The sequence below is a fragment of the Citreicoccus inhibens genome (genome assembly GCF_019039035.1).
Classification (GTDB): domain Bacteria; phylum Myxococcota; class Myxococcia; order Myxococcales; family Myxococcaceae; genus Citreicoccus; species Citreicoccus inhibens.
The window spans coordinates 250,449-268,725 of the sequence record NZ_JAHNZT010000004.1; the positions used below are offsets into that span (position 1 = coordinate 250,449).

20 protein-coding genes are annotated in these 18,277 nt (G+C 68.5%); 10 read left to right on the forward strand and 10 right to left on the reverse strand.

Going from position 1 to position 18,277, the window contains the following annotated elements; translation table 11 throughout:
- Window positions 1–13: 13 nt before the first annotated feature.
- Window positions 14–829 carry an RNA polymerase sigma factor gene (locus tag KRR26_RS07525; RefSeq protein ID WP_217079478.1) on the reverse strand — a complete coding sequence of 272 codons (816 nt, stop codon included), beginning with the start codon at window positions 827–829 and terminating at the stop codon, window positions 14–16.
- A 116-nt stretch (window positions 830–945) separates the two neighbouring features.
- Between KRR26_RS07525 and KRR26_RS07530 the strand changes: the two genes are divergently transcribed.
- From KRR26_RS07530 to KRR26_RS07540, 3 genes are all read left to right on the forward strand, one after another.
- On the forward strand, window positions 946–1,938 hold the full coding sequence (locus tag KRR26_RS07530) for a sigma-70 family RNA polymerase sigma factor (protein WP_120205893.1): 993 nt from the start codon (window positions 946–948) through the stop codon (window positions 1,936–1,938).
- 75 nt (window positions 1,939–2,013) lie between these two features.
- The gene (locus tag KRR26_RS07535) at window positions 2,014–2,433 is read left to right on the forward strand and encodes a VOC family protein (protein ID WP_120205891.1); all 420 of its coding nucleotides are present in this window, start codon (window positions 2,014–2,016) and stop codon (window positions 2,431–2,433) included.
- Between the two features lie 128 nt (window positions 2,434–2,561).
- Complete coding sequence (locus KRR26_RS07540) at window positions 2,562–4,304, forward strand: serine hydrolase domain-containing protein (protein WP_328707075.1); 1,743 nt, start codon at window positions 2,562–2,564, stop codon at window positions 4,302–4,304.
- Between the two features lie 47 nt (window positions 4,305–4,351).
- On the opposite strand, the gene KRR26_RS07545 is transcribed toward KRR26_RS07540, so the two are convergent.
- Window positions 4,352–4,924, reverse strand: a complete 573-nt coding sequence (locus tag KRR26_RS07545; protein ID WP_217079479.1) for a YqgE/AlgH family protein — start codon at window positions 4,922–4,924, stop codon at window positions 4,352–4,354.
- 136 nt (window positions 4,925–5,060) lie between these two features.
- On the opposite strand from KRR26_RS07545, the gene KRR26_RS07550 reads away from it, so the two are divergent.
- From KRR26_RS07550 to KRR26_RS07560, 3 genes are all read left to right on the forward strand, one after another.
- The gene (locus KRR26_RS07550; protein WP_217079480.1) at window positions 5,061–5,714 is read left to right on the forward strand and encodes a PGRP and LysM peptidoglycan-binding domain-containing protein; all 654 of its coding nucleotides are present in this window, start codon (window positions 5,061–5,063) and stop codon (window positions 5,712–5,714) included.
- Between the two features lie 20 nt (window positions 5,715–5,734).
- A complete protein-coding gene (locus KRR26_RS07555; protein ID WP_217079481.1) occupies window positions 5,735–7,522 on the forward strand; it encodes a hypothetical protein in 1,788 nt (595 codons plus the stop codon).
- Between the two features lie 119 nt (window positions 7,523–7,641).
- Complete coding sequence (locus KRR26_RS07560; protein WP_120205886.1) at window positions 7,642–8,520, forward strand: aldo/keto reductase; 879 nt, start codon at window positions 7,642–7,644, stop codon at window positions 8,518–8,520.
- Window positions 8,521–8,538: 18 nt separating this feature from the next.
- Here the strand turns inward: KRR26_RS07560 and KRR26_RS07565 are convergent, their stop codons facing one another.
- From KRR26_RS07565 to KRR26_RS07580, 4 genes are all read right to left on the reverse strand, one after another.
- Window positions 8,539–9,285: a pentapeptide repeat-containing protein gene (locus KRR26_RS07565; protein WP_120205885.1), complete on the reverse strand. Its 747-nt coding sequence runs from the start codon at window positions 9,283–9,285 to the stop codon at window positions 8,539–8,541.
- A 203-nt stretch (window positions 9,286–9,488) separates the two neighbouring features.
- Complete coding sequence (locus tag KRR26_RS07570; RefSeq protein ID WP_217079482.1) at window positions 9,489–10,070, reverse strand: hypothetical protein; 582 nt, start codon at window positions 10,068–10,070, stop codon at window positions 9,489–9,491.
- Window positions 10,071–10,127: 57 nt separating this feature from the next.
- Entirely contained in the window at window positions 10,128–10,271 is a 144-nt protein-coding gene (locus KRR26_RS07575) for a hypothetical protein (protein WP_217079483.1), read from the reverse strand.
- 125 nt (window positions 10,272–10,396) lie between these two features.
- Complete coding sequence (locus tag KRR26_RS07580) at window positions 10,397–10,783, reverse strand: hypothetical protein (protein WP_217079484.1); 387 nt, start codon at window positions 10,781–10,783, stop codon at window positions 10,397–10,399.
- A 63-nt stretch (window positions 10,784–10,846) separates the two neighbouring features.
- Between KRR26_RS07580 and KRR26_RS07585 the strand changes: the two genes are divergently transcribed.
- Complete coding sequence (locus KRR26_RS07585; protein WP_217079485.1) at window positions 10,847–11,035, forward strand: hypothetical protein; 189 nt, start codon at window positions 10,847–10,849, stop codon at window positions 11,033–11,035.
- A 177-nt stretch (window positions 11,036–11,212) separates the two neighbouring features.
- Here the strand turns inward: KRR26_RS07585 and KRR26_RS07590 are convergent, their stop codons facing one another.
- The 3 genes from KRR26_RS07590 to KRR26_RS07600 form a co-directional block, all read right to left on the reverse strand.
- Entirely contained in the window at window positions 11,213–11,686 is a 474-nt protein-coding gene (locus KRR26_RS07590) for an NUDIX hydrolase (protein ID WP_217079486.1), read from the reverse strand.
- An 811-nt stretch (window positions 11,687–12,497) separates the two neighbouring features.
- Window positions 12,498–12,851 (reverse strand): YciI family protein, encoded by a 354-nt coding sequence (locus KRR26_RS07595; RefSeq protein WP_120205876.1) that lies wholly within the window; start codon window positions 12,849–12,851, stop codon window positions 12,498–12,500.
- A gap of 24 nt (window positions 12,852–12,875) precedes the next feature.
- Window positions 12,876–13,772 (reverse strand): LysR substrate-binding domain-containing protein, encoded by an 897-nt coding sequence (locus tag KRR26_RS07600; protein WP_217079487.1) that lies wholly within the window; start codon window positions 13,770–13,772, stop codon window positions 12,876–12,878.
- A gap of 134 nt (window positions 13,773–13,906) precedes the next feature.
- Here KRR26_RS07600 and KRR26_RS07605 point away from each other — a divergent pair, with 134 nt between their 5' ends.
- Complete coding sequence (locus KRR26_RS07605; protein ID WP_217079488.1) at window positions 13,907–14,809, forward strand: DMT family transporter; 903 nt, start codon at window positions 13,907–13,909, stop codon at window positions 14,807–14,809.
- Window positions 14,810–14,815: 6 nt separating this feature from the next.
- Here the strand turns inward: KRR26_RS07605 and nagB are convergent, their stop codons facing one another.
- A complete protein-coding gene (gene nagB, locus KRR26_RS07610; RefSeq protein WP_120205872.1) occupies window positions 14,816–15,562 on the reverse strand; it encodes a glucosamine-6-phosphate deaminase in 747 nt (248 codons plus the stop codon).
- Window positions 15,563–15,693: 131 nt separating this feature from the next.
- On the opposite strand from nagB, the gene KRR26_RS07615 reads away from it, so the two are divergent.
- Complete coding sequence (locus KRR26_RS07615; protein ID WP_328707076.1) at window positions 15,694–17,109, forward strand: amidase; 1,416 nt, start codon at window positions 15,694–15,696, stop codon at window positions 17,107–17,109.
- An 82-nt stretch (window positions 17,110–17,191) separates the two neighbouring features.
- Window positions 17,192–18,229 carry a 6-phosphofructokinase gene (locus KRR26_RS07620; protein ID WP_120205869.1) on the forward strand — a complete coding sequence of 346 codons (1,038 nt, stop codon included), beginning with the start codon at window positions 17,192–17,194 and terminating at the stop codon, window positions 18,227–18,229.
- The last annotated feature ends 48 nt before the right edge of the window (window positions 18,230–18,277 follow it).

Sequence of the window (18,277 nt, forward strand, 5' to 3'; positions counted from 1 at the left end):
GGTTCTTCCTGGGTCAGTGAATCGCGCCAAGCATCGTGCGCAGCGTCGTGACGAAATCGGTCCGGCTCTTGGACTCGGGCTCGCTTCGGTAGAAGGTCGTGACGCGTCGAAGTTCGGAGAGCGTCGCCATCTGCGTTCGCAGGGCCGCCACGGTGCCCTCGGGGCTCGCGGGCTCGGAGTGCTCGATGCGGCCCAACGCCTGCGCACGGCCCAACCTTCGATGACAAGCACAGGCCGCCTCGGGGTTGGCGATGCCACAGTGGCGATTCAGGAACGCGCTGAGCGCCGAGCGCGCTCGACTGAGTCGCTTGCGGAACGTGGCCGGTTCAATGTCGAGAATCTCCGCGGCGTCCGACGAGGAGAACTCGAGCAGCTCGCCGAGCACGAACGCGATGCGGTGGTCTCCATCCAGACACTGGAGCATCGCCCTGCCACAGCGCAGCTTGAGCTGTTGATGGAGGATGGCGTCCTCGGTGCGCTCGACCGCGTCCTCATCAAGTCCCTCCGTGAGGTCCTCCGCGAAGGCCTCGAACGTGCTGCGCGCCGAGGCGGCCCGCTGCTGTCGGAAGTCCAGAATCCTTCGGACCGCGATGCGCCAGGCCCAGGTGGAGAAGCGTGACTCGCCGCGAAATCGGGCCAGTCGCGTCACGATGCGAATCATCGCCTCCTGCGTCGCGTCCTCGGCGTCCTGCCGATCCAGGAGCATCCGCAAAGCCACGTTGAAGAGGGGGCGTTCGAGCGCCTGGACGATCGCCTCGACCGCGCGTGCGTCGCCCTCGGTAGCGCGGGCCACCAGCTCGTTCGTCAACTCCGACAAGGTGTTCGTCATGGGGTCGGAGAATTAGACCGCCCGTCTCACGGAGCTGTGACCGGGAATCGTCACGTCCGCGTCAGGGCGGCCCTTTGGCTCGGCCGGCCCTCGTGAACTCTGGTAGAGCCCAGCCCATGGCTGACTCGCCCTCGACGCTTGGCCCCTCGGTGGAACTCGACCTGGAGGAGCACCGCACCGCGCTCACCGGCCACTGCTACCGAATGCTGGGCTCCATCGCCGAGGCAGAGGACGCCGTTCAGGAGACGTTCATCCGCGCGCTCCGTCACCGCGACCAGTTCGCGGGCCGCGCGAATCCGCGCGCGTGGCTGTACCGCATCGCCACCAATGTGTGCCTAGACGCGATGCACGAGAACTCGCGCCGGGCACGCCCTATCGAGATGGGAGCGCCCGCCGTGCCCGAGGATGCGGTCCTCACCGCGCTCCCGGACTCGCACTGGGTGGAGCCTGTTCCAGACGCCTCGGTGCTGCCCGCGCAGTCCACGCCCGTAGAGTTGGTGATGATGCGCCAGAGCATCCGGCTGGCCTTCGTGGCCGCGCTCCAACATCTCCCGCCTCGGCAGCGCGCGGTGTTGCTGCTCACGGAAGTGCTGGAGTGGCCCGCCGCGGAGATCGCGGAGGCGCTCGACATGACCGTGGCCGCCGTCAACAGCGCGCTCCAGCGAGCCCGCGCCACCCTGGCGACGCGGGACCTCAGCCCTCGCACCCCACTGTCGGAGGTCCAGTCCACCTTGGTGCAAAGCTACGTGGACGCCTTCGAGCGCTACGACATGGAGGCCCTCACCGCGCTGCTGCATCAAGAGGTGAGCATGTCCATGCCGCCGTATTCCCTCTGGCTCCGTGGCGCCGGTGACATCCGCAGCTGGTTGGTCGGGCGCGGCGCGCGCTGCCGGGGCTCTCGGCTGGTCGCCACGACGGCGAGTGGCGCTCCCGCCTTCGGTCAGTACCGACCAGGAGGCCCGGGAGGAACATTCACCCCGTGGGCCCTCAATGTGCTGGAGATTCAGGGCGACCGCATCATCGGGCTGAACTACTTCCTGGACACCGCGAAGCTGTTCCCGCGGTTCGGCCTTCCTGCCTTCTTGCCTCCCGAAAAAGCCGACCCCTGATTTTCTTCACGGGGCACCGATGATTTTCGGCCGCTCGGGGAGTCATCCAAGCGAACCCATTTCCTGGAGCATTCCATGGCCACGACGAACACTCCCCGCAAGGTCTTCATCAACCTCCCCGTGAAGGACCTGAAGGCCACCAACGCGTTCTTCACCAAGCTGGGCTTCCAGTTCGACCCGCGCTTCAGCGACGACAACGCGACGTGCATGATGATCAGCGAGGAGGCCTACGTGATGCTCCTCGTGGAGAAGCGGTTCAAGGACTTCACCAAGAAGGACATCTGCGACACCCGCAAGGCGACCGAGGGCCTCTTCGCCCTGTCGTGCTCGAGCCGCGAAGAGGTCGACTCGATGGTGAAGACAGCCATCGCCGCGGGCGGCTCGTACGCCGTCGAACCGCAGGACCACGGCTTCATGTACGGCTGGAGCTTCTACGACCTCGACGGGCACCACTGGGAAGTCTTCTACATGGACATGAGCGCCATGCCCCACTGAGCATGACGCACGTCGGCGGAGAACTCGCGCCTCCGCCGACCCGTGGCATGTGAGAGTCTCGCCACATGGGTGCTGCTTCGCGAAGCGTGCTTCTCCTCCGTCCAAGCAGGACCCGAGCGAGAGGCGTCGTGGTGAGCCTGCTGATGCTGGTGCCGTGGCTCGTGCTCGCCGCGCCCAATGCCTCTCCCTCCGCGGAAGGGCTCGTAGGGACCTGGGGCAGCGAGCGGCTCCTCGGGCCTCAGGTGCGCGGTGAACTGACGCTGACGAGCCGAGCAGGGGTGTGGCGCGCGCGCATCGCGGGGTTCGACGTCCCCGCGCGCGTGGAGGGCGGGAGGCTCCGCGTCATCCTTCCGGGTGGACAAGGAGCGCTGAGAGGGCCCGTGCCGCAAGAAGGGCAGCGCATCACCAGCCATTGGGTCCAACCGCGCGTGCGCATGAGCGGCATGAAGTTCGCCACGCCGGTGACGCTGATACCGGTGCAGTCGGGCGTCTGGCGCGGCGAGGTCGCGCCCCTGGAGGATCGCTTCTCGCTGTACCTCGTCGTTCGCAAACAGCAGGACGACACGGTGGAGGCCTTCCTCCGCAACCCCGAGCGCAACTGGGGCGGCAAGCAGACCTTCCGCGTCGAGCTCCAGGGCGAGTCGGTCCGCCTCAGCGCCCAGGGCGGCGGCCTCCAGTTGGAAGGCTCGTATGACGCGAAGTCCGCGCGGCTGTCCCTGCGCATCCCCGCCATGGAGGAGACCTTCGAGTTCACGCGCCGCGAGCGGAACCAGGCCGTGGGGCTCCACGCGCGGACACCCGAGGCAAGCCCGTATGTGTATCAGCCGCCGCTCGCGGAGGACGATGGTTGGGAAACAGCCTCGCTCGACGAGGCGGGACTGGAGCTCGAGCCTGTTCGGCAGCTCGTGCAGCGCATCCTCGACCAGGAGCCGGGCCCCGAGTCCGCGCCTGCCATTCAAGGGCTGCTCATCGCGCGCCACGGGAAGCTCGTGGTCGAGGAATACTTCCAGGGATTCGACAAGGAGCGCCCCCATGACTTGCGGTCCGCCGCGAAGAGCTACGCGTCCTTGATGGTAGGCATTGCCCTGGACCAGGGCGCGCCCTTCACCGTGGACACGCCGGTGCTCGCGCTGTTCCCCGAGTACAAAGGCAAGGTGGCGAACCTGGATGCACGCAAGCGCCGGCTCACCGTCGCGAATGTGCTGTCCATGTCCTCGGGCCTCGCGTGCGACGACGATGACCCCGCCTCCCCCGGAAACGAGGACCGCCTCGATGACGCCGTGCCGGACTGGTACCGCTACACGCTGGACCTGCCCATGGCGGCAGAGCCAGGAAAGCGCGGCGTCTACTGCTCGGCGAACATGAACCTGCTCGGTGGCGTCCTGCGCAACGCCACCCGCGCGTGGCTCCCGGAGTTCTTCCATCAATTCGTCGCCAAGCCACTTCAGATGCGCGACTACCACCTCGACCTGATGCCCGACGGGGAGCAATACCTGGGGGGAGGCATCTTCATGCGCCCGCGAGACGCGCTGAAGCTCGGCCAGCTCTACATGGCAGGCGGGATGTGGAAGGGGCAGCGCGTGGTGAGCCAGCGCTGGGTGGAGCGCTCCACCGCGCCGCAGTCGACCCTCCCGGAGGGGCGGAGCTACGGATACGCCTGGTGGAGAAACACCATGCGCGTGGGCGACCACGTGTATGGCGAATACGAAGCCAGCGGGAATGGAGGCCAGCTCGTGATGGTGGTCCCCGAGCTGGACCTCGTGGTGATGTTCACCGCGGCCAACTACAATCAAGCCTCCATCTGGAGGAAGTTCCGCGAGGAGCTGTTGCCGCGATACATCCTCTCGGCCGTCAAGCCCGAGGGGACCTGACGCGTCCCGATCTCGGACCTCCACGCGGCGCCATGCCGCTGTCGCACTTACAAGAAGGGCGCCGCGAACTCAGCCCACTGCGCTCCGGGAAGCAGGAAGGCGCGCGCGGCATCGCCCTGCGTGAGCCACCAACCCCCTCCGCGCAGCTCGCGCTCCAATTGTCCGGGCCCCCATGCCGCAGACCCCGTGAAGCGCAGCACCGTACTGCCCCGCGGTGTCCCCTCTCCTTCCTCCCAGCGCAGGCCCGCGAGTCCCTCCCCTGAGCCCACCCGTGTCAGGGTGAACCGCCGCTCCGGCCGCACGGGACCGCCCCAGCGATCCACGCCGGCTGGCAAGGGAGGCCCCTCTGGCGCGCGGGGGCGATTGAGGACGAGCCCCCACGCCCCCTGCGTCCCGACCTCGAGCAGCAACACGACCGTCCCGTCGAAGTTGCGATCCACCGCGCCCGGTCTCGCCACCAGCAGGAGTCCTGGCGCGGGCGCGCGCATCGGGAGCCCCGCGTCACGCAGTCCGTCACGCCAACGCGGGAGGGCACCGAGCAGCACCACGCCCACCAACGACAGCAGCCACAGTCTCCCCCGCGCGCGGACCTCCATGCGTTCGACTGTAACGCGAGCCACGCACCTCCCAGGTTCCTCCGACGCCGAGCCTGGGGTTGCCCCCCATCCGAGCCCACTTCGCGCGCTTCCAACCTCACAGTCCCGCTGTATTTCTGTGTACACTGCGGGTGCAACACCACGCCAGGGAGGGGGAACCATGCCGCGCAAGCACACGGTGAAGGCGGGGGAGCACTTGATGCGCATCGCCCGGAAGTACGGCCTGCCCGATTGGAAGGCCCTCTACGACGCACCCGAGAACGCCGCGTTCAAGCAGCGCCGCCCCAACCCCTTCGTCATCCTGCCCGGGGACACCCTCCACATCCCTGACGCCGCACCCGCTGAGATGAAGGCCGGCACGGGCAAGCAACACACGTTCACGCTGAAGAAGGCGCAGACCACCCTCAAGCTCCAGTTCCACGACGACGGCCCCGACGCCCGTCCGCTGGCACGCGTGCGCTATCACCTCGACATCGAGGGAGCGCAGCCCGTGGAGGGGCAGACCGATGGCGAGGGCTGGATGGCGACGCCGGTCCCCATGGACGCCGAGGAGGCCACCCTCACCGTGTGGCTCTCCGAGCAGGAGTCGATGGAGTGGACGCTGGAGCTGAGCCACCTGACGCCCAGCGATGACGTCGCGGGCGCGAGGGCGCGGCTCAACAACCTGGGCTTCGACAGCGGAGACCCCAGCGCCGCGGATGAGCCGCTCACGGAGCAGATGCTGCGCGCCTTCCAGCAGGCCAATGGCCTGGAGGAACAGGACGCGCTCGGTCCCCAGACGCGCGCCCGCTTGGAGCGCGAGCACGGCTGCTGAACCCTTGTCCGAGAATGCCCATGGCGCCCCCCACCTCTCAGTCCCCTGACTCCGAGTCGAAGCAGAAGGTGCGCGTCGCGCTCAACAGCGCGAACAAGCTCGTCGTCCGCGACGTGCCCAACATCATCGTGCTGGTGGGCGGCACCGTCGACCCCGGCAACATGGACACCGCAGCGCGCTCGGCCAGCTTCCATGACCCGAAGCTCGCCAGCAGCGCGCATGACCCCAACTGGTATTGGCAGGACAACCGTCCCTTCCGCGAGGCGCTGGATGCCCTGCGCAAGGACTACACGAACCTGCACCTCTTCACGATGCACGGGTGGAGCGGAGACAACAACCCAGACAACCGGACCATCGCGGGCAGATACCTGGCGGATCGCCTCTGCGGCGGTGGCGGCGAAAAGCCGTACTACGCGGCCTTTCTCAACCGAGAGGTCTCCATCCACCTCATCGGCCACTCGCACGGCGGCAATGTCATCAATGAGTTCACCGAGCGGGCCGCCACGTCGAAGGAGTGGCCGAAGAAGTGGAAGATTCGCAGCATCACCTACCTGTCCACGCCCTTCTTCACGAAGATGCATCCGGTGAAGACAGGCGCGTTCAGCGACGCGTGCCACATCACCAACGTCTTCTGCAAATACGACCTCACCCAGCGCGTGGTCGCAGACTTCTCGCTCATGCCGTTGCACGACGTCCTTCGCCAGAAGGGCAACTCGGACGCGCTCATGAAGGAGGTGCATGGGCTCCACTTCGACATGGGCAAGCTGAACGCCGCGCTGATGTCCACGCGGCCCGTCGACAAGGACGACCGCTTCTGGCACATCGACCTGCACCTGCTGATGGACAAGGTGAAGGCGGAGCAGCTCTATGACGAGTCCCTCACGGCCATCGCCCAGCTCCGCAAGGTGTTCGACGCGGTGAGGGGACTGCTGCGCCAGTTCAACACGCCGCTACAGTTCCCCGTCGCCACGGAGCTCAAGGGCAAGCTCACGCATGAGCGCAAGGTGCTGAGCGACTCGCTCCTGGCCCGCTTCCTCGCGGAGCTGAAGACCGTGGAGAAGGGCATCGACCCCACGGAGAAGGCGCTCCGCGCCCGCCGCAAGAAGGGCGAGTACCCCGTGGGCGGGCTCTTCGATGACCTGCACCTCGCCGACTTCCTGCAACCGCTCGTGCGCCTCATTGGCGTGGACCGGAAGACCTTGAATGGTCCGCTGTGGGCGCTCATCGGCTCGATGCTGGAGGAGCAGGTCGCGGAGTTCGACAACACGGTCACCTCGCCCGCCGCGCAGCTCAAGGCGACGAAGTTCGCCACGGCCATCACCCAGGTGGATGTCTCCAAGGAGGATGGGTACAGCCACCGGCACAAGGACGTCGAGTTCGGCCGGTTCATCTCGCGGCTGGAGGGAATCGAGAAGCGCTACGCCGTGGCGCCCGCGCTGCGCAATCCACGCGACCTGCGCGACCTGCTCTTCACCTTGCTCGCGCAGGTGGAGCCGCTGCGGCTGCTCGTGCAGAAGTGGGCCTCGGCCGCGGACTGGGCCGCTTCGCTGGCCACGTATGGGAGCAAGACGAAGTCTCCCGGCCTGCGCGTCCTCATCGACCTGGTGAACCACCTGGAGAGCTACTTCGTCATCGTCAGCGAGCGGAGCGCGGGCGGCCTCCAGGTGGATCAGCCGAAGGTCGATCCTCCCTATGGGAGCCTGGACTACTTGATGCGGGTGTCCCACTCCGTCAGCCGACAGGACCTCTACCCTCCCGTGAAGGAGGCCCTGAAGAAGCAGCTCGACACGCGGCTGAAGCGAGGCTGAGCCCCTCGCCTGAGGCGGCATTGTCCGAGTGAGCACCGGGGCGCTCGAATTCTCGTGTGCCGGTGGGCCCTCCAGCACATCCTGGAGGACCCCACCTTCCTTCCAGGAGGATTCACCGCATGACTGGCACCGCGACTCGCCCCGCTGAGCAGAGTGGCACCTTCAAGCTGGGCGGAGACCTTCCCATCCATCGCCTGGGTTATGGCGCCATGCAGCTCACCGGCCCGGGCATCTGGGGTCCGCCCAAGGACCGCGCCGAGGCGGTGCGTGTGCTCCGCCGCGCCCTGGAGCTGGGCGTGGACTTCATCGACACGGCGGACTCCTATGGCCCGTATGTCAGCGAGGAGATCATCGCCGAGGCGCTTCACCCCTACGCGCCGGGCGTCGTCATCGCCACCAAGGCGGGGCTGGTGCGCACAGGCCCCAACCAGTGGTTCCCCGTGGGAGCGCCCAAGTACCTGCGTCAGGAATTGGAGATGTCCCTGCGCCGGCTGAAGCGGGAGCGCATCGACCTCTATCAATTGCATCGCATCGACCCGAAGGTCCCCGTGGAGGAGTCCCTGGGAGAGCTGAAGGCGCTCCAGAAGGAGGGGAAGATTCGCCACATCGGGCTCTCCGAGGTGTCGGTGGAGGAGATTCAGCGCGCCCGCAAGGTGGTGGACATCGTGTCGGTGCAGAACCGCTACAACCTCACGGACCGCGTGCATGAGGCGGTGCTCGATTACTGCGCGAAGGAGAACCTGGGCTTCATCCCGTGGTTCCCGCTCGCGACGGGCGGGCTGGCCAAGCCAGGGAGCCCGCTGGACTCGGTCGCTCGCAAGCACAACGCCACCCCGGCGCAGATTGCGCTCGCGTGGCTCCTGGCGCGCTCGCCGGTGATGCTGCCCATTCCCGGCACCTCGTCCGTGAAGCACCTGGAGGAGAACCTCCAGGGCGCGACGCTGAAGTTGAGCAAGGACGAGCTGGCCGCGGTGGACGCCCAGGCCCGCGCAGGCTGAGCCTCGCTACCTTTTCCGCTACCTTTTCTTGGAGGGCCGGCACTCTCCCACCGAGCCCTCCGCGCAATGACTCCCATCTGTCCAGGTGGCGCCCGACAGGTTGGCGCCATCCAAGCGCGCGCCCTCCAGGTTGGCGTTCTCCAGCACGGCCTCCCGCAGGTCCGCGTCGCGCAGGTTGGCGTTCTCCAGGTCGCAGCGCTCCAGCACGGCGCGCCGCAGCTTCGCGCCGCGCAGGTCTGCCCGGGCCAGCAGCGCGCCGCCTACCGGCACGGAGTACGCGTGGGAGCGCTCGGAGCGGCGGTAGGGCCCGTTGGGCCCGTGAAAACCGCGCTCCTCCAGATTGATGCCGCGCAGGTTCGCGCCCTCGTAGCGCGCGGACTCCAACCCCCGCGCGCCTCGCAGGTCCGCGCCCTCCAGGTTCACGCCCTGAAGGAGCGCCTGCTCCAGAAAAGCCCCGTCGAGGTTGCACTCACGCAGGTCCGCGCCCTGAAGGTCCGCGAGCGTGAGGTCCACGCCGGAGAGGTCCGCGCCCCGAAGCTGCGCGCGCACCAGCCGGGCCTTCTCCAGCCGCGCCCCGGAGAGCCGAGCCCGCTCCAGGTCCGCGCCCTCCAGGGAGACCCCTCGGAGATCACACCCCGAACACTCACGCGACACGAGGAGCCCTCGGGCACGTTGCTCCAGCTCGCTGGGACAACCCGCGCCCAACACGCCAGACAATCCCAGCAGGCAGACCGGAAGCAGACGCATCACACGGGAGCGGGACATGGACCGACACTACACCGGGCCGGCGGCAGTCACACGGCCCGACGAGGTCCTTCCCACGAGCCGACGCGCGCGACGATCGCGAGCACAGGCCAACGCCTGTCTTCAACCGGCCCCAGGGGACCTCGCATCAGCGAAGCCTGAATCGAACAGCGGGTTGTCCGTGCGGACGACAGTCTCGCCAATGGGAACCGGGCGGACGTCGCTCACGAACAGGCATCGCTTCTTGCAGTGCATTCGGCCCCGTCGGAGTCCCTGCCACGGGCGCCGCTCGCGAGGCTGACCGTCAGCGGCGGGGCTCTCCGCGGCTCCACCTCGTGGTCATTGCAGACAAACTCCTTCAACCCATCGTTCGAGTACGACGCCCCGCACCCCGCCGTGAACCACACACGGTCGGGCTTGGGCGTGACGGGCACCTCCGTGACGGAGTCGGTTCCCGGGAAGAACTTCTGGCAGTACGACAGCGGCTCCAGGCTCGCACCCGAGGAACAGTCGGCATCATGCGTCCAAGGGCCGCCCGGCGCCTTGTGAACGTTGACCTTCCCCCACCAGTAGGAGATGCGCCCCACCTCTCCGCCACGCTCGCCCGAGGTGGACGACCGTGCCTTCCCTCGGGTCAGGAAGGAGCTCGGCACGAGGCCCGCCCCTGCCTCGCCGCGCGCGAGCGTCGCGGGGCCCGCGGCATCACCGCACGCGACGGAGCCCAGCCCCATCACCACGGGCAGCCCCGTGGCACACCCTCTCAACAGGCAGACAGACAGGAGACCTGGCGCACGGGAGCGGGGCATGGCCAGACACTACAACGGAAGACGGCGTCGCGTCCGGGCGCCGTCCTCCCTTTCACATCACGGCACGCGAACGATGCGGGTGCCGAACCAGTCCCTACCGACGCGCGCGCGTCCGTAGAAGCTGCCGGCCGTCATGAAGTACTTGGAATTGACCTGCGTCTCGCTGGAGCCGGGAGGTCCCGGCACGCCACCGTTCTGCACGAAGCGGAAGCCTACGTTGGCATCGCTCCATCGACGAGCTGATACAGCTTCCCCTCGATGATGACCTGGAGGTGTTGGTCCACGACCTGGCGGAGGGTCACCTCCTCGTGAGGTACGCCGCGAGGTCATCCTGGAACTCGCTGTAGTCGACATCGACGATGTCGCTCCCCCGCGGCCTCGGTCGGACGGCGCGGCTCCAGATAGGACTTCGCGTTGACGAAACCGCTCGGAAGCATCTGGCTGGGCGGAGGGATGCCGCTGCGCGTGAAGGCGAGCGCACCGGAGCACGACAGCGCGGAGGAGCACCCCAGCCGGACCTCATGGGGGCCGGTGCGGGTCGCGGTGTACGTGATGCGGCTGCCATGCCCACCGCACGCGTCGTCATTGGAAGCGACCTCGATGTTCGTGCTCGAGTCGATGAGGCGCAGATACGTGTCGTCGTTCGTCGACGAATCCACGACGCCACAGATGTCGACATCCAGGACCTGCCCCTGGGTCAGGTGGACCAACACCGTCGAGACATTGGCGTTGGCAGGGCGTGCTCGTGTTCTGATACAGCTTCCCTGGGCTATTCCATGGACCAGACCTTCGACGTGGGCTGGGACAAGAGCACGGCGGTCAGTCCTGAGGACGGCTCGAACGCGCGCGCCACGGGCCGGGTGTATCGCGTGGACTTCGCTCTGAAGCCGGACTTCCATCCGGACCACGCCGACCCGGCCCGAAATGCCGGGGCATGGGTTCAGCACCCGATGCTGCGGCAATAACAGACAATGCGTTCCCGGCCGCGCCCCACGAGCCATGCGCTCGCGGGGCGAAGACGCCGGGATATATCCCCCCGCCTCCACTGTCTGTCGCTGAGCCAGCACGATTGGCTGGCGCCCAGTCCGAGTGTCTTCCTCGCGGGCCCGCGCTGAGCAATGGCGCGGGCGCGCCGCTTCCGCTCAGGCCTGCTCGTCGGGAAGGAGCATCAGGAGAAGCTCGTCGTCGGGACTGAGTGGGCGCCAGCCCGGAGGCGGAGGGTCGGCGCGAAGCACCTCCCGCGCCCGGCGAACCCTCTCCTTATGGGTGTCTGGAACGATGCCGGACCAGAGTCCAATGGCCTTAGCAATCTTGAAGCGGTTGTCGTCGTCCAACACAGCTGGCCATCCCTCAGGGAGGCTCGCCCATAGCTCGCGTACAAGTTGCCCACGAACCAAGCGGGTCACTTGCCCGGTTCGTATCGCTTCGGCCACCAAACCATCGTAGACCTGAACTCCAGCAACGTCGTCCGGCCCCAGTTCCTCAGCCAGCGCCACCAATGATGCAGTGGGACGGGCCTCAGCGAATGCCGTGAGTGAGTCGTAGCCTCTCGCACGGACGCGCCCGTACAAACGGCCCTTCCAGTTCCCCTGCCAGGATTGTCCGTCGCCGGTCATCGGCTCCTCCAGGTCGTGAACAGGAGCGGGACTCTGTAGACCTTCATGCGTTCCCCGACGATGTCCAGGACCTGATTCCGCGTCAACCTTTGGCCAGCTTCAGCCTCCGCGTCGAAGAGAGTCTCCATGATCATCCGGTTCCACTCGCCCGGCCACGTGCGCCCGCCCCCAACCGCCGACCCTGCCCCAGATTCATTCTCACGAACGTCACGGCGGCGCGTCAGCCGCTCCGACGCATCAGGCCCCGTGACGGATGACGGCCGAGAGACGGGGCCAGATGAATGCGCTGCATCCGACCGCTCGCTGAGCGCGGAGCCGTCCGGAGTACGCGGCCGGGTGTTCAGGTTCAGCGTTGGGCCCCGCTCTGGCGCCACCGACGCGCAGCTGGTCAGCCCCAGGGCCACTCCGAGCCAGAGGACACCCGCTCGCGGTACCCCTCGCCAGGACGCCGACGGCGAAGGGGCCCGCTCGCCGCGCTCCGTCCGCCGTGCAGCACCGCGGCGTGTCGCCCGTCCCCATCGCGTCACGCCCAGGAAGAGCGCGGAGAGAACAGCGCCGGTCGTGAATAGGACCGCACTCCCGGCTTGCCGAGAGTCAGACAGATTGGACATGGACGAGAACCCCCGAGCGCCCGCGCGAGAAAGACTCGCGCAAAGGCAGACTCAAGGTACCGCCGGCTCTGTCCAGCCTGAACGACGTGGCAGGTTCGGACCGAGGGAAACCCTCATCACGCCTCATGCCCCCGCGATGCCCGGCTTGAGCAGGTCAAGCCCTCATGGGCCTCGCGGCACGGGTCATCGTGGGCTCGGCACTAATAGAAGCAGGGGCCCGTCTCGCGCAGCTCGAGCGTCGCCCATTCGCTCGCGGGGCACTCCCTGGCGATGGCCATGGCCTCTTCACGCGTCTGGACGTCGAGATAGAAGAAGCCCCCGACAATCTCTTTCGCCTCCGTGAAGGGCCCGTCGCTGACCATCGGCTTTCCTGCTCGCGTCGTGAGCCGCACGCCCTCGGCGTCGGACTTGAGCGAGTCAGCGAACTTGCACACGCCTCGCGCCATGACGCTCTCGACGAACTTCCCCATGCGCTCGAACGCGCGCCGCGCCACGTCCGGTGGGCGAGTGCGCCGCTCCTCGCCCGACTCCAAAACCAACAACATGAATGCCATGGCAGACTCCTCGAGCGCGAGACCCTAGCGCACCCGCGCGGCATCCGGCTGAGCCAGCACCCAATCCACGAACGACTTCGCTGCGGGTCTCAATCGCCGATGCGCGGGGTACACGACGAAGTATGAAACGCGCGTGGTCAGGGAGGGGCCAGGCAAGCGAACGAGCCGCCCATCCTCGAGATACGCCGCCGAGACTCGCTCGCGGGCCAGCAACACGCCGAGTCCCTGGCTGGCCGCCATCAGCGCGGCGGACGTGTCACTGAAGTGGAAGCGCTCGTCGATTCGCGCGTCCCGCACCCCCGCCGCGCGGAACCAGTCGTTCCAACCTTGCCGAGCCAGGTCCGCGATGAGCGGCAGCGCCGCGAGGTCCGCCGCCTCGCGCACGTTCCCGAGCCCCGGCAGTGCAGGCGATGCCGCGGGGAACAAGGTGTCGTCCATCAAGTGGTGCGCGGTGAGTCCAGGCCAGGGGCCCTGCCCGTAGCGAATGGCGAGGTCCGCGCCGCCCTCATCGAAGCGCGCCAGCGACGCCTCGGAGTCCACGTGCACGCGAACTCCCGGGTGCGCGCGAACGAACGCGGGCAGGCGTGGCAACAACCAGCCGTAGGCCAGCGAGTGCAGCATCGAGATACGCACCCGCTCGGGATAGTCGCATCCCGCGAGCAGGTTGCGCATCACGCTGTCCATGTCGGACATCGCGGAGCTGGCCGCATCCGCGAGCTGGCGTCCCTGCGGCGTCAGCGACACCCCACGCGCGTGACGCTGAAACAACACGAGCCCCAGCCGCGCCTCCAACTGGCGCACATGGTGGCTGACGGCGCTGGCGGTCAGGTGCAGCTCCTTCGCCGCATGGGCGAAGTTCTGGTGGCGGGCGGCGGATTCGAACGCCGCCAGCGCGGGGAGCAGGTCCGTGCGGAGGGCCAAAGGGGGAGCCTCAAATCTGGCTTGTGTCTGCCGCTCAGAGTACGCGCTTGTGGCCCGGGCGGCGATATCCAGAATGCGCCGCGGACACCCAGCCCGTTATTCGTGTCGCCGCCTCCCTGAAACGGATCCCTCCCATGAGCGCTCCCGCCCTCTCCCCCGCGACGCCCACCTCCCCGTCCCTCTCCGACTCCTGGCGCACCCCGCTGGAGCTGGGCGGACTGGCCGCTGTCTGGGGCGCGTCCTTCCTGTTCATGCGCATCGCCGCCAAGGACTTCGGCGCCCTGCCCTTGGTGGAAATCCGCCTGGTGCTGGGCGCGCTCGTGCTGCTGCCCCTCTTGTGGCGTGCGCGCGCCGACCTCACGCTCGCGCGCTGGCCCATGCTGGTGTTGGTGGGCGCCATCAATTCAGCGGTGCCGTTCTCGTTGTTCGCCTGGGCCGCGCAGCGCGCCCCCGCGGGTGTGGGCGCGATCACCAACAGCATGGCCGCGCTGTTCACCGCCCTCGTGGCCTTCGCGTTCTACGGCGAGCGCATCGGCCCACGGCGGGCGATCGCACTCGTCGCGGGCTTCGCGGGCGTGGTCGTGCTCGCCAGTGGAAAGGCGGCGGGTGCCAGCGTCGGCTGGGCCGCGGCGGCGGGGACCACGGCCGCGTTCCTGTATGGCATTGGCGCCAACCTGGTGCGCCGCAAGCTCGCCGGACTGGCTCCGGGCGCGGTCGCCTCGGCGACGCTGCTGTGCGCCGCGGTGCTGCTGTTGCCCTTCGCGCTGCTCTCATGGCCCGAGCACGCCATCCCGGCGAAGTCCTGGGCGGCCGCCGCGGGGCTCGGGGTGTTCTGCACCGGCTTCGCCTACGCGGTGTTCTTCCGCCTCATCCAGCGCATCGGTGCGGCCCGCGCCGTCACCGTGACGTACATCGTCCCGCTGTTCGGCGTGGCCTGGGCGTGGCTGCTGCTCGATGAAGCCGTGACGCCCAGCCTGGCCATCGCTGGCGTGCTCATCCTCGGCGGCGTGGTGCTGAGTCAGCGCGAGAAAGCATGAAGCGCATCACCGCGGGCGGTGGTGGCGCACACCGCGCGCGGCGGGCTCGTCCAACCAGACCTCCACGTCTCGGTGGAGCTGGAGGAAGGAGGCCGGGCAGTGCGGCGTCACCGGCCCATGGAGCATGGCGGTCACCGCCGCCGCCTTGCTCGCTCCGAACGCGAGCAACACCACGCGCCGCGCCTGAAGGATGCTGGACACGCCCAGCGTCAGCGCCGCCATCGGCACGCGAGAGGGGTCGTCTCCGAACAGCATGGCGTTGGCCAACCGCGTCTCGCGACTCAGGCGCGCGCGATGACACGAGGCCACCAGCGACTCGCCCGGTTCGTTGAAGGCGATGTGGCCATTGGGACCGATGCCCAACAGGAGCAGGTCCAGTCCGCCCGCGGCGGCGAGCGCCGCGTCGTAGCGCGCGCACTCGGCCTCGGCGTCCTCCGCGCTCCCGTCGAGGAAGTGGATGCGCTCGGGCGCCAGGTTCACGTGATGGAACAGGTGCCGCTCCATGTACGCGCGGAAGCTGCCCGCGTCCTCGGGCGGCAGGCCCAGGAACTCGTCCAGGTTGAACGTCACCACGCGCGACAGGTCCAGCCCCCCGCGTCGCGTGAGCGCCACCAGCTCCCGATAGACGTTGAGCGGAGTGCGGCCCGTGGGCAGACCCAGCACGAGGTCGGGTTGCAAACGCACCGCCTCCGCGAGACGGGCGGCGCAGGCCTCGGCGGCTTCCTTCTCGGAGCTGAAGACACGCAGGTTCACGAGCGGCCCACAGCATAGGGCGCCCGCGCATCCTTGCCGCGTCCATTCCCCTCGCTGGCGGGAAGAGGACAGAGCCGTCGGCGCCCCGTGGACAGAAGACACGGTACACTGCGGGCCACATGGACCCCTTCGTGACACTCGACGCGACCGCGCAGGCGGACCTCGTCCGCCGCAAGGAAGTCTCCGCGCTGGAGCTGGTGGACGCCGCGATTGCCCGCATCGAACGGCTCAACCCCAAACTCAACGCCGTCACGCAGACCCAGTTCGAGCAAGCCCGCGACAAGGCGAAGCGCCCGCTGCCCCAGGGCCCCTTCACCGGCGTGCCCTTCCTCTTGAAAGACTTCCTGCTCGCGCAAGCGGGGATTCCCCTCACGGGTGGCTCGCGCTTCACGCGCGACTTCATCCCCGACCACGACGCGGAGCTGCTCCAGCGCCAGCTTCGCACCGGGCTCGTCGTACTCGGCAAGACGAACACCCCCGAGTTCGGACTGCTGCCCACCACCGAGGGCGCGCTGCTCGGCGCGTGCAAGAACCCGTGGGACCTGGGGCGCTCCGTCGGAGGCTCCAGCGGAGGCGCCGCCGCCGCGGTGGCCAGCGGCATGGTGCCCTTCGCGCATGCCGCGGATGGCGGTGGCTCCATCCGCATCCCCGCCGCGTGTTGCGGCCTCTTCGGCCTGAAGCCCACGCGGGGCCGCAATCCGCTCGGCCCCGAGCTGGCGGACCCCTACCACGCGCTCGTCGTGGAGCACGCCCTCACCCGCTCCGTGCGCGACAGCGCCGCGCTGCTCGACGCCACCGAGGGCGCGGATCCAGGCGCTCCCACGCTGGCGCCGCCCAAGGCGCGCCCCTACCTCCAGGAAGTGGGAGCGCCTCCTGGGCCCCTGCGCATCCGACTGGGTCTGCGCAACGCGGTGGGCGCCCCCATCCACCCCGAATGCCTGCTCGCCGTGAGCCAGACCGCCAACCTGCTGGAGGAGCTGGGCCACACCGTCATCGAGGAGGACCTCACCCTGCCGCAGGAGGATTCACTCAGCCTGCACTTCATGACGGTGTGGGCCGCGGGCGTCGTCTACACCATCGACAGCTTCGCGCAGCGCCTGGGCCGCACGCCCTCGCCCGAGCACTTCGAGCCCTTCACGTGGAGCCTTTATCAATTCGGCCTCTCCCAGGGCTTGAGCGCGTTCCTCCAGGCCCAGGCGGAGCTGCAACGCTTCGCCCGTGCCCAGGCTCGCGCCTTCACCGACGTGGACGTCTGGCTCATGCCCACCGTGGCGGAGCCTCCCCCGCCGCTGGGCACCTTCGGGGCTCCGCCGGACGCGCCCCTCACGCCCCTGTTCCGCGCCGCGTCCTTCACGCCCTACAGCCCCCTGGCCAACCTCACCGGCCACCCCGCCATGAGCGTGCCCCTGCACTGGACCCCGGACGGCCTGCCCGTGGGCGTGCAGTTCCTGGGGCGGTTTGGCGGCGAGGCCACCCTCTTCCGGCTGGCCGCCCAGCTTGAGGCCGCCCAGCCCTGGGCCACGCGGCGTCCGCCCCTGTTCGGGTAGCGGGGGGACGCAGCGCTCCCTGGCGGGCGCTCGGGCAATCGGTCCTCACGGAACTGGCACCGGGCGCGATAGAACGTCCCCCATGAAAGTCGCCGTGCTCACTGGCGGGGGAGACTGCCCCGGCCTCAACGCCGTCATCCGAGCCATCGTCCGTCGTGCCAGCGAGCACGGCATTGAAATGATGGGCCTGCGCGATGGCTGGAAGGGATTGCTGGACGACAATCACTTCCGCCTCACGCGAGAGACCACCTCCGGCATCCTGCACCGCGGAGGCACCATCCTCGGCACCTCGCGCGTCAACCCGTTCAAGGTGGAGAACGGCCTGGAGCGCGTGAAGCGCGCCGTGGAGCGCAATGGCATCCACGCCGTCATCGCCATCGGGGGCGAGGGCACCCTGTCCGCCGCCACGCGCATGTCCCAGGAGGGCCTGCGCATCGTCGGCGTGCCGAAGACCATCGACAACGACCTCAACGGCACGGACTTCACCTTCGGCTTCGACACCGCGGTGAGCATCGCCACCGAGGCGGTGGACCGGCTCCACTCCACCGCCGAGTCCCACAAGCGCGTCATCGTCTGCGAAGTCATGGGCCGGCACGTGGGGTGGATCGCCACCTACTCGGGCATCGCGGGCGGCGCGGACGTCATCCTCGTGCCAGAGATTCCCGCGGACCTGGAGCGCGTCGCGCAGCACATCCAGCGCCGCCACGCCAGCGGGCGCTCCTTCTCCATCGTCGTGGTGGCCGAGGGCACCCGCATCAAGATGGCGGCGGACCAGGACGAGCAGCTCATCACCACCGGCGCGCTGGACGAGGCCGGCCGTCCCCGACTGGGCGGCGTGGGCAACCTCATCGCGGCGGAGATCGAACGGCGCACGGGCTTCGAGACGCGCGTGTCCGTGCTGGGCCACATCCAGCGAGGCGGCGCCCCCACGGCGCACGACCGCGTGCTCGCCACCCGCTACGGCGTGCACGCCTGCGACATGGTGGCCCGCGGCGAGTTCGGGAAGATGGCCGCGCTGCGCGGCAATGAGATTGTCAGCGAGGAGCTGTCCGTCGCGACCCGCGAACTCAAGCAGGTGCCGCGCTCGTTCTTCGAGGTCGCCCAGGTGTTCTTCGGCTGACCCGACATCCGGTAGCATCGGCCCCCTGACCCCACGCCAAGGGATGGT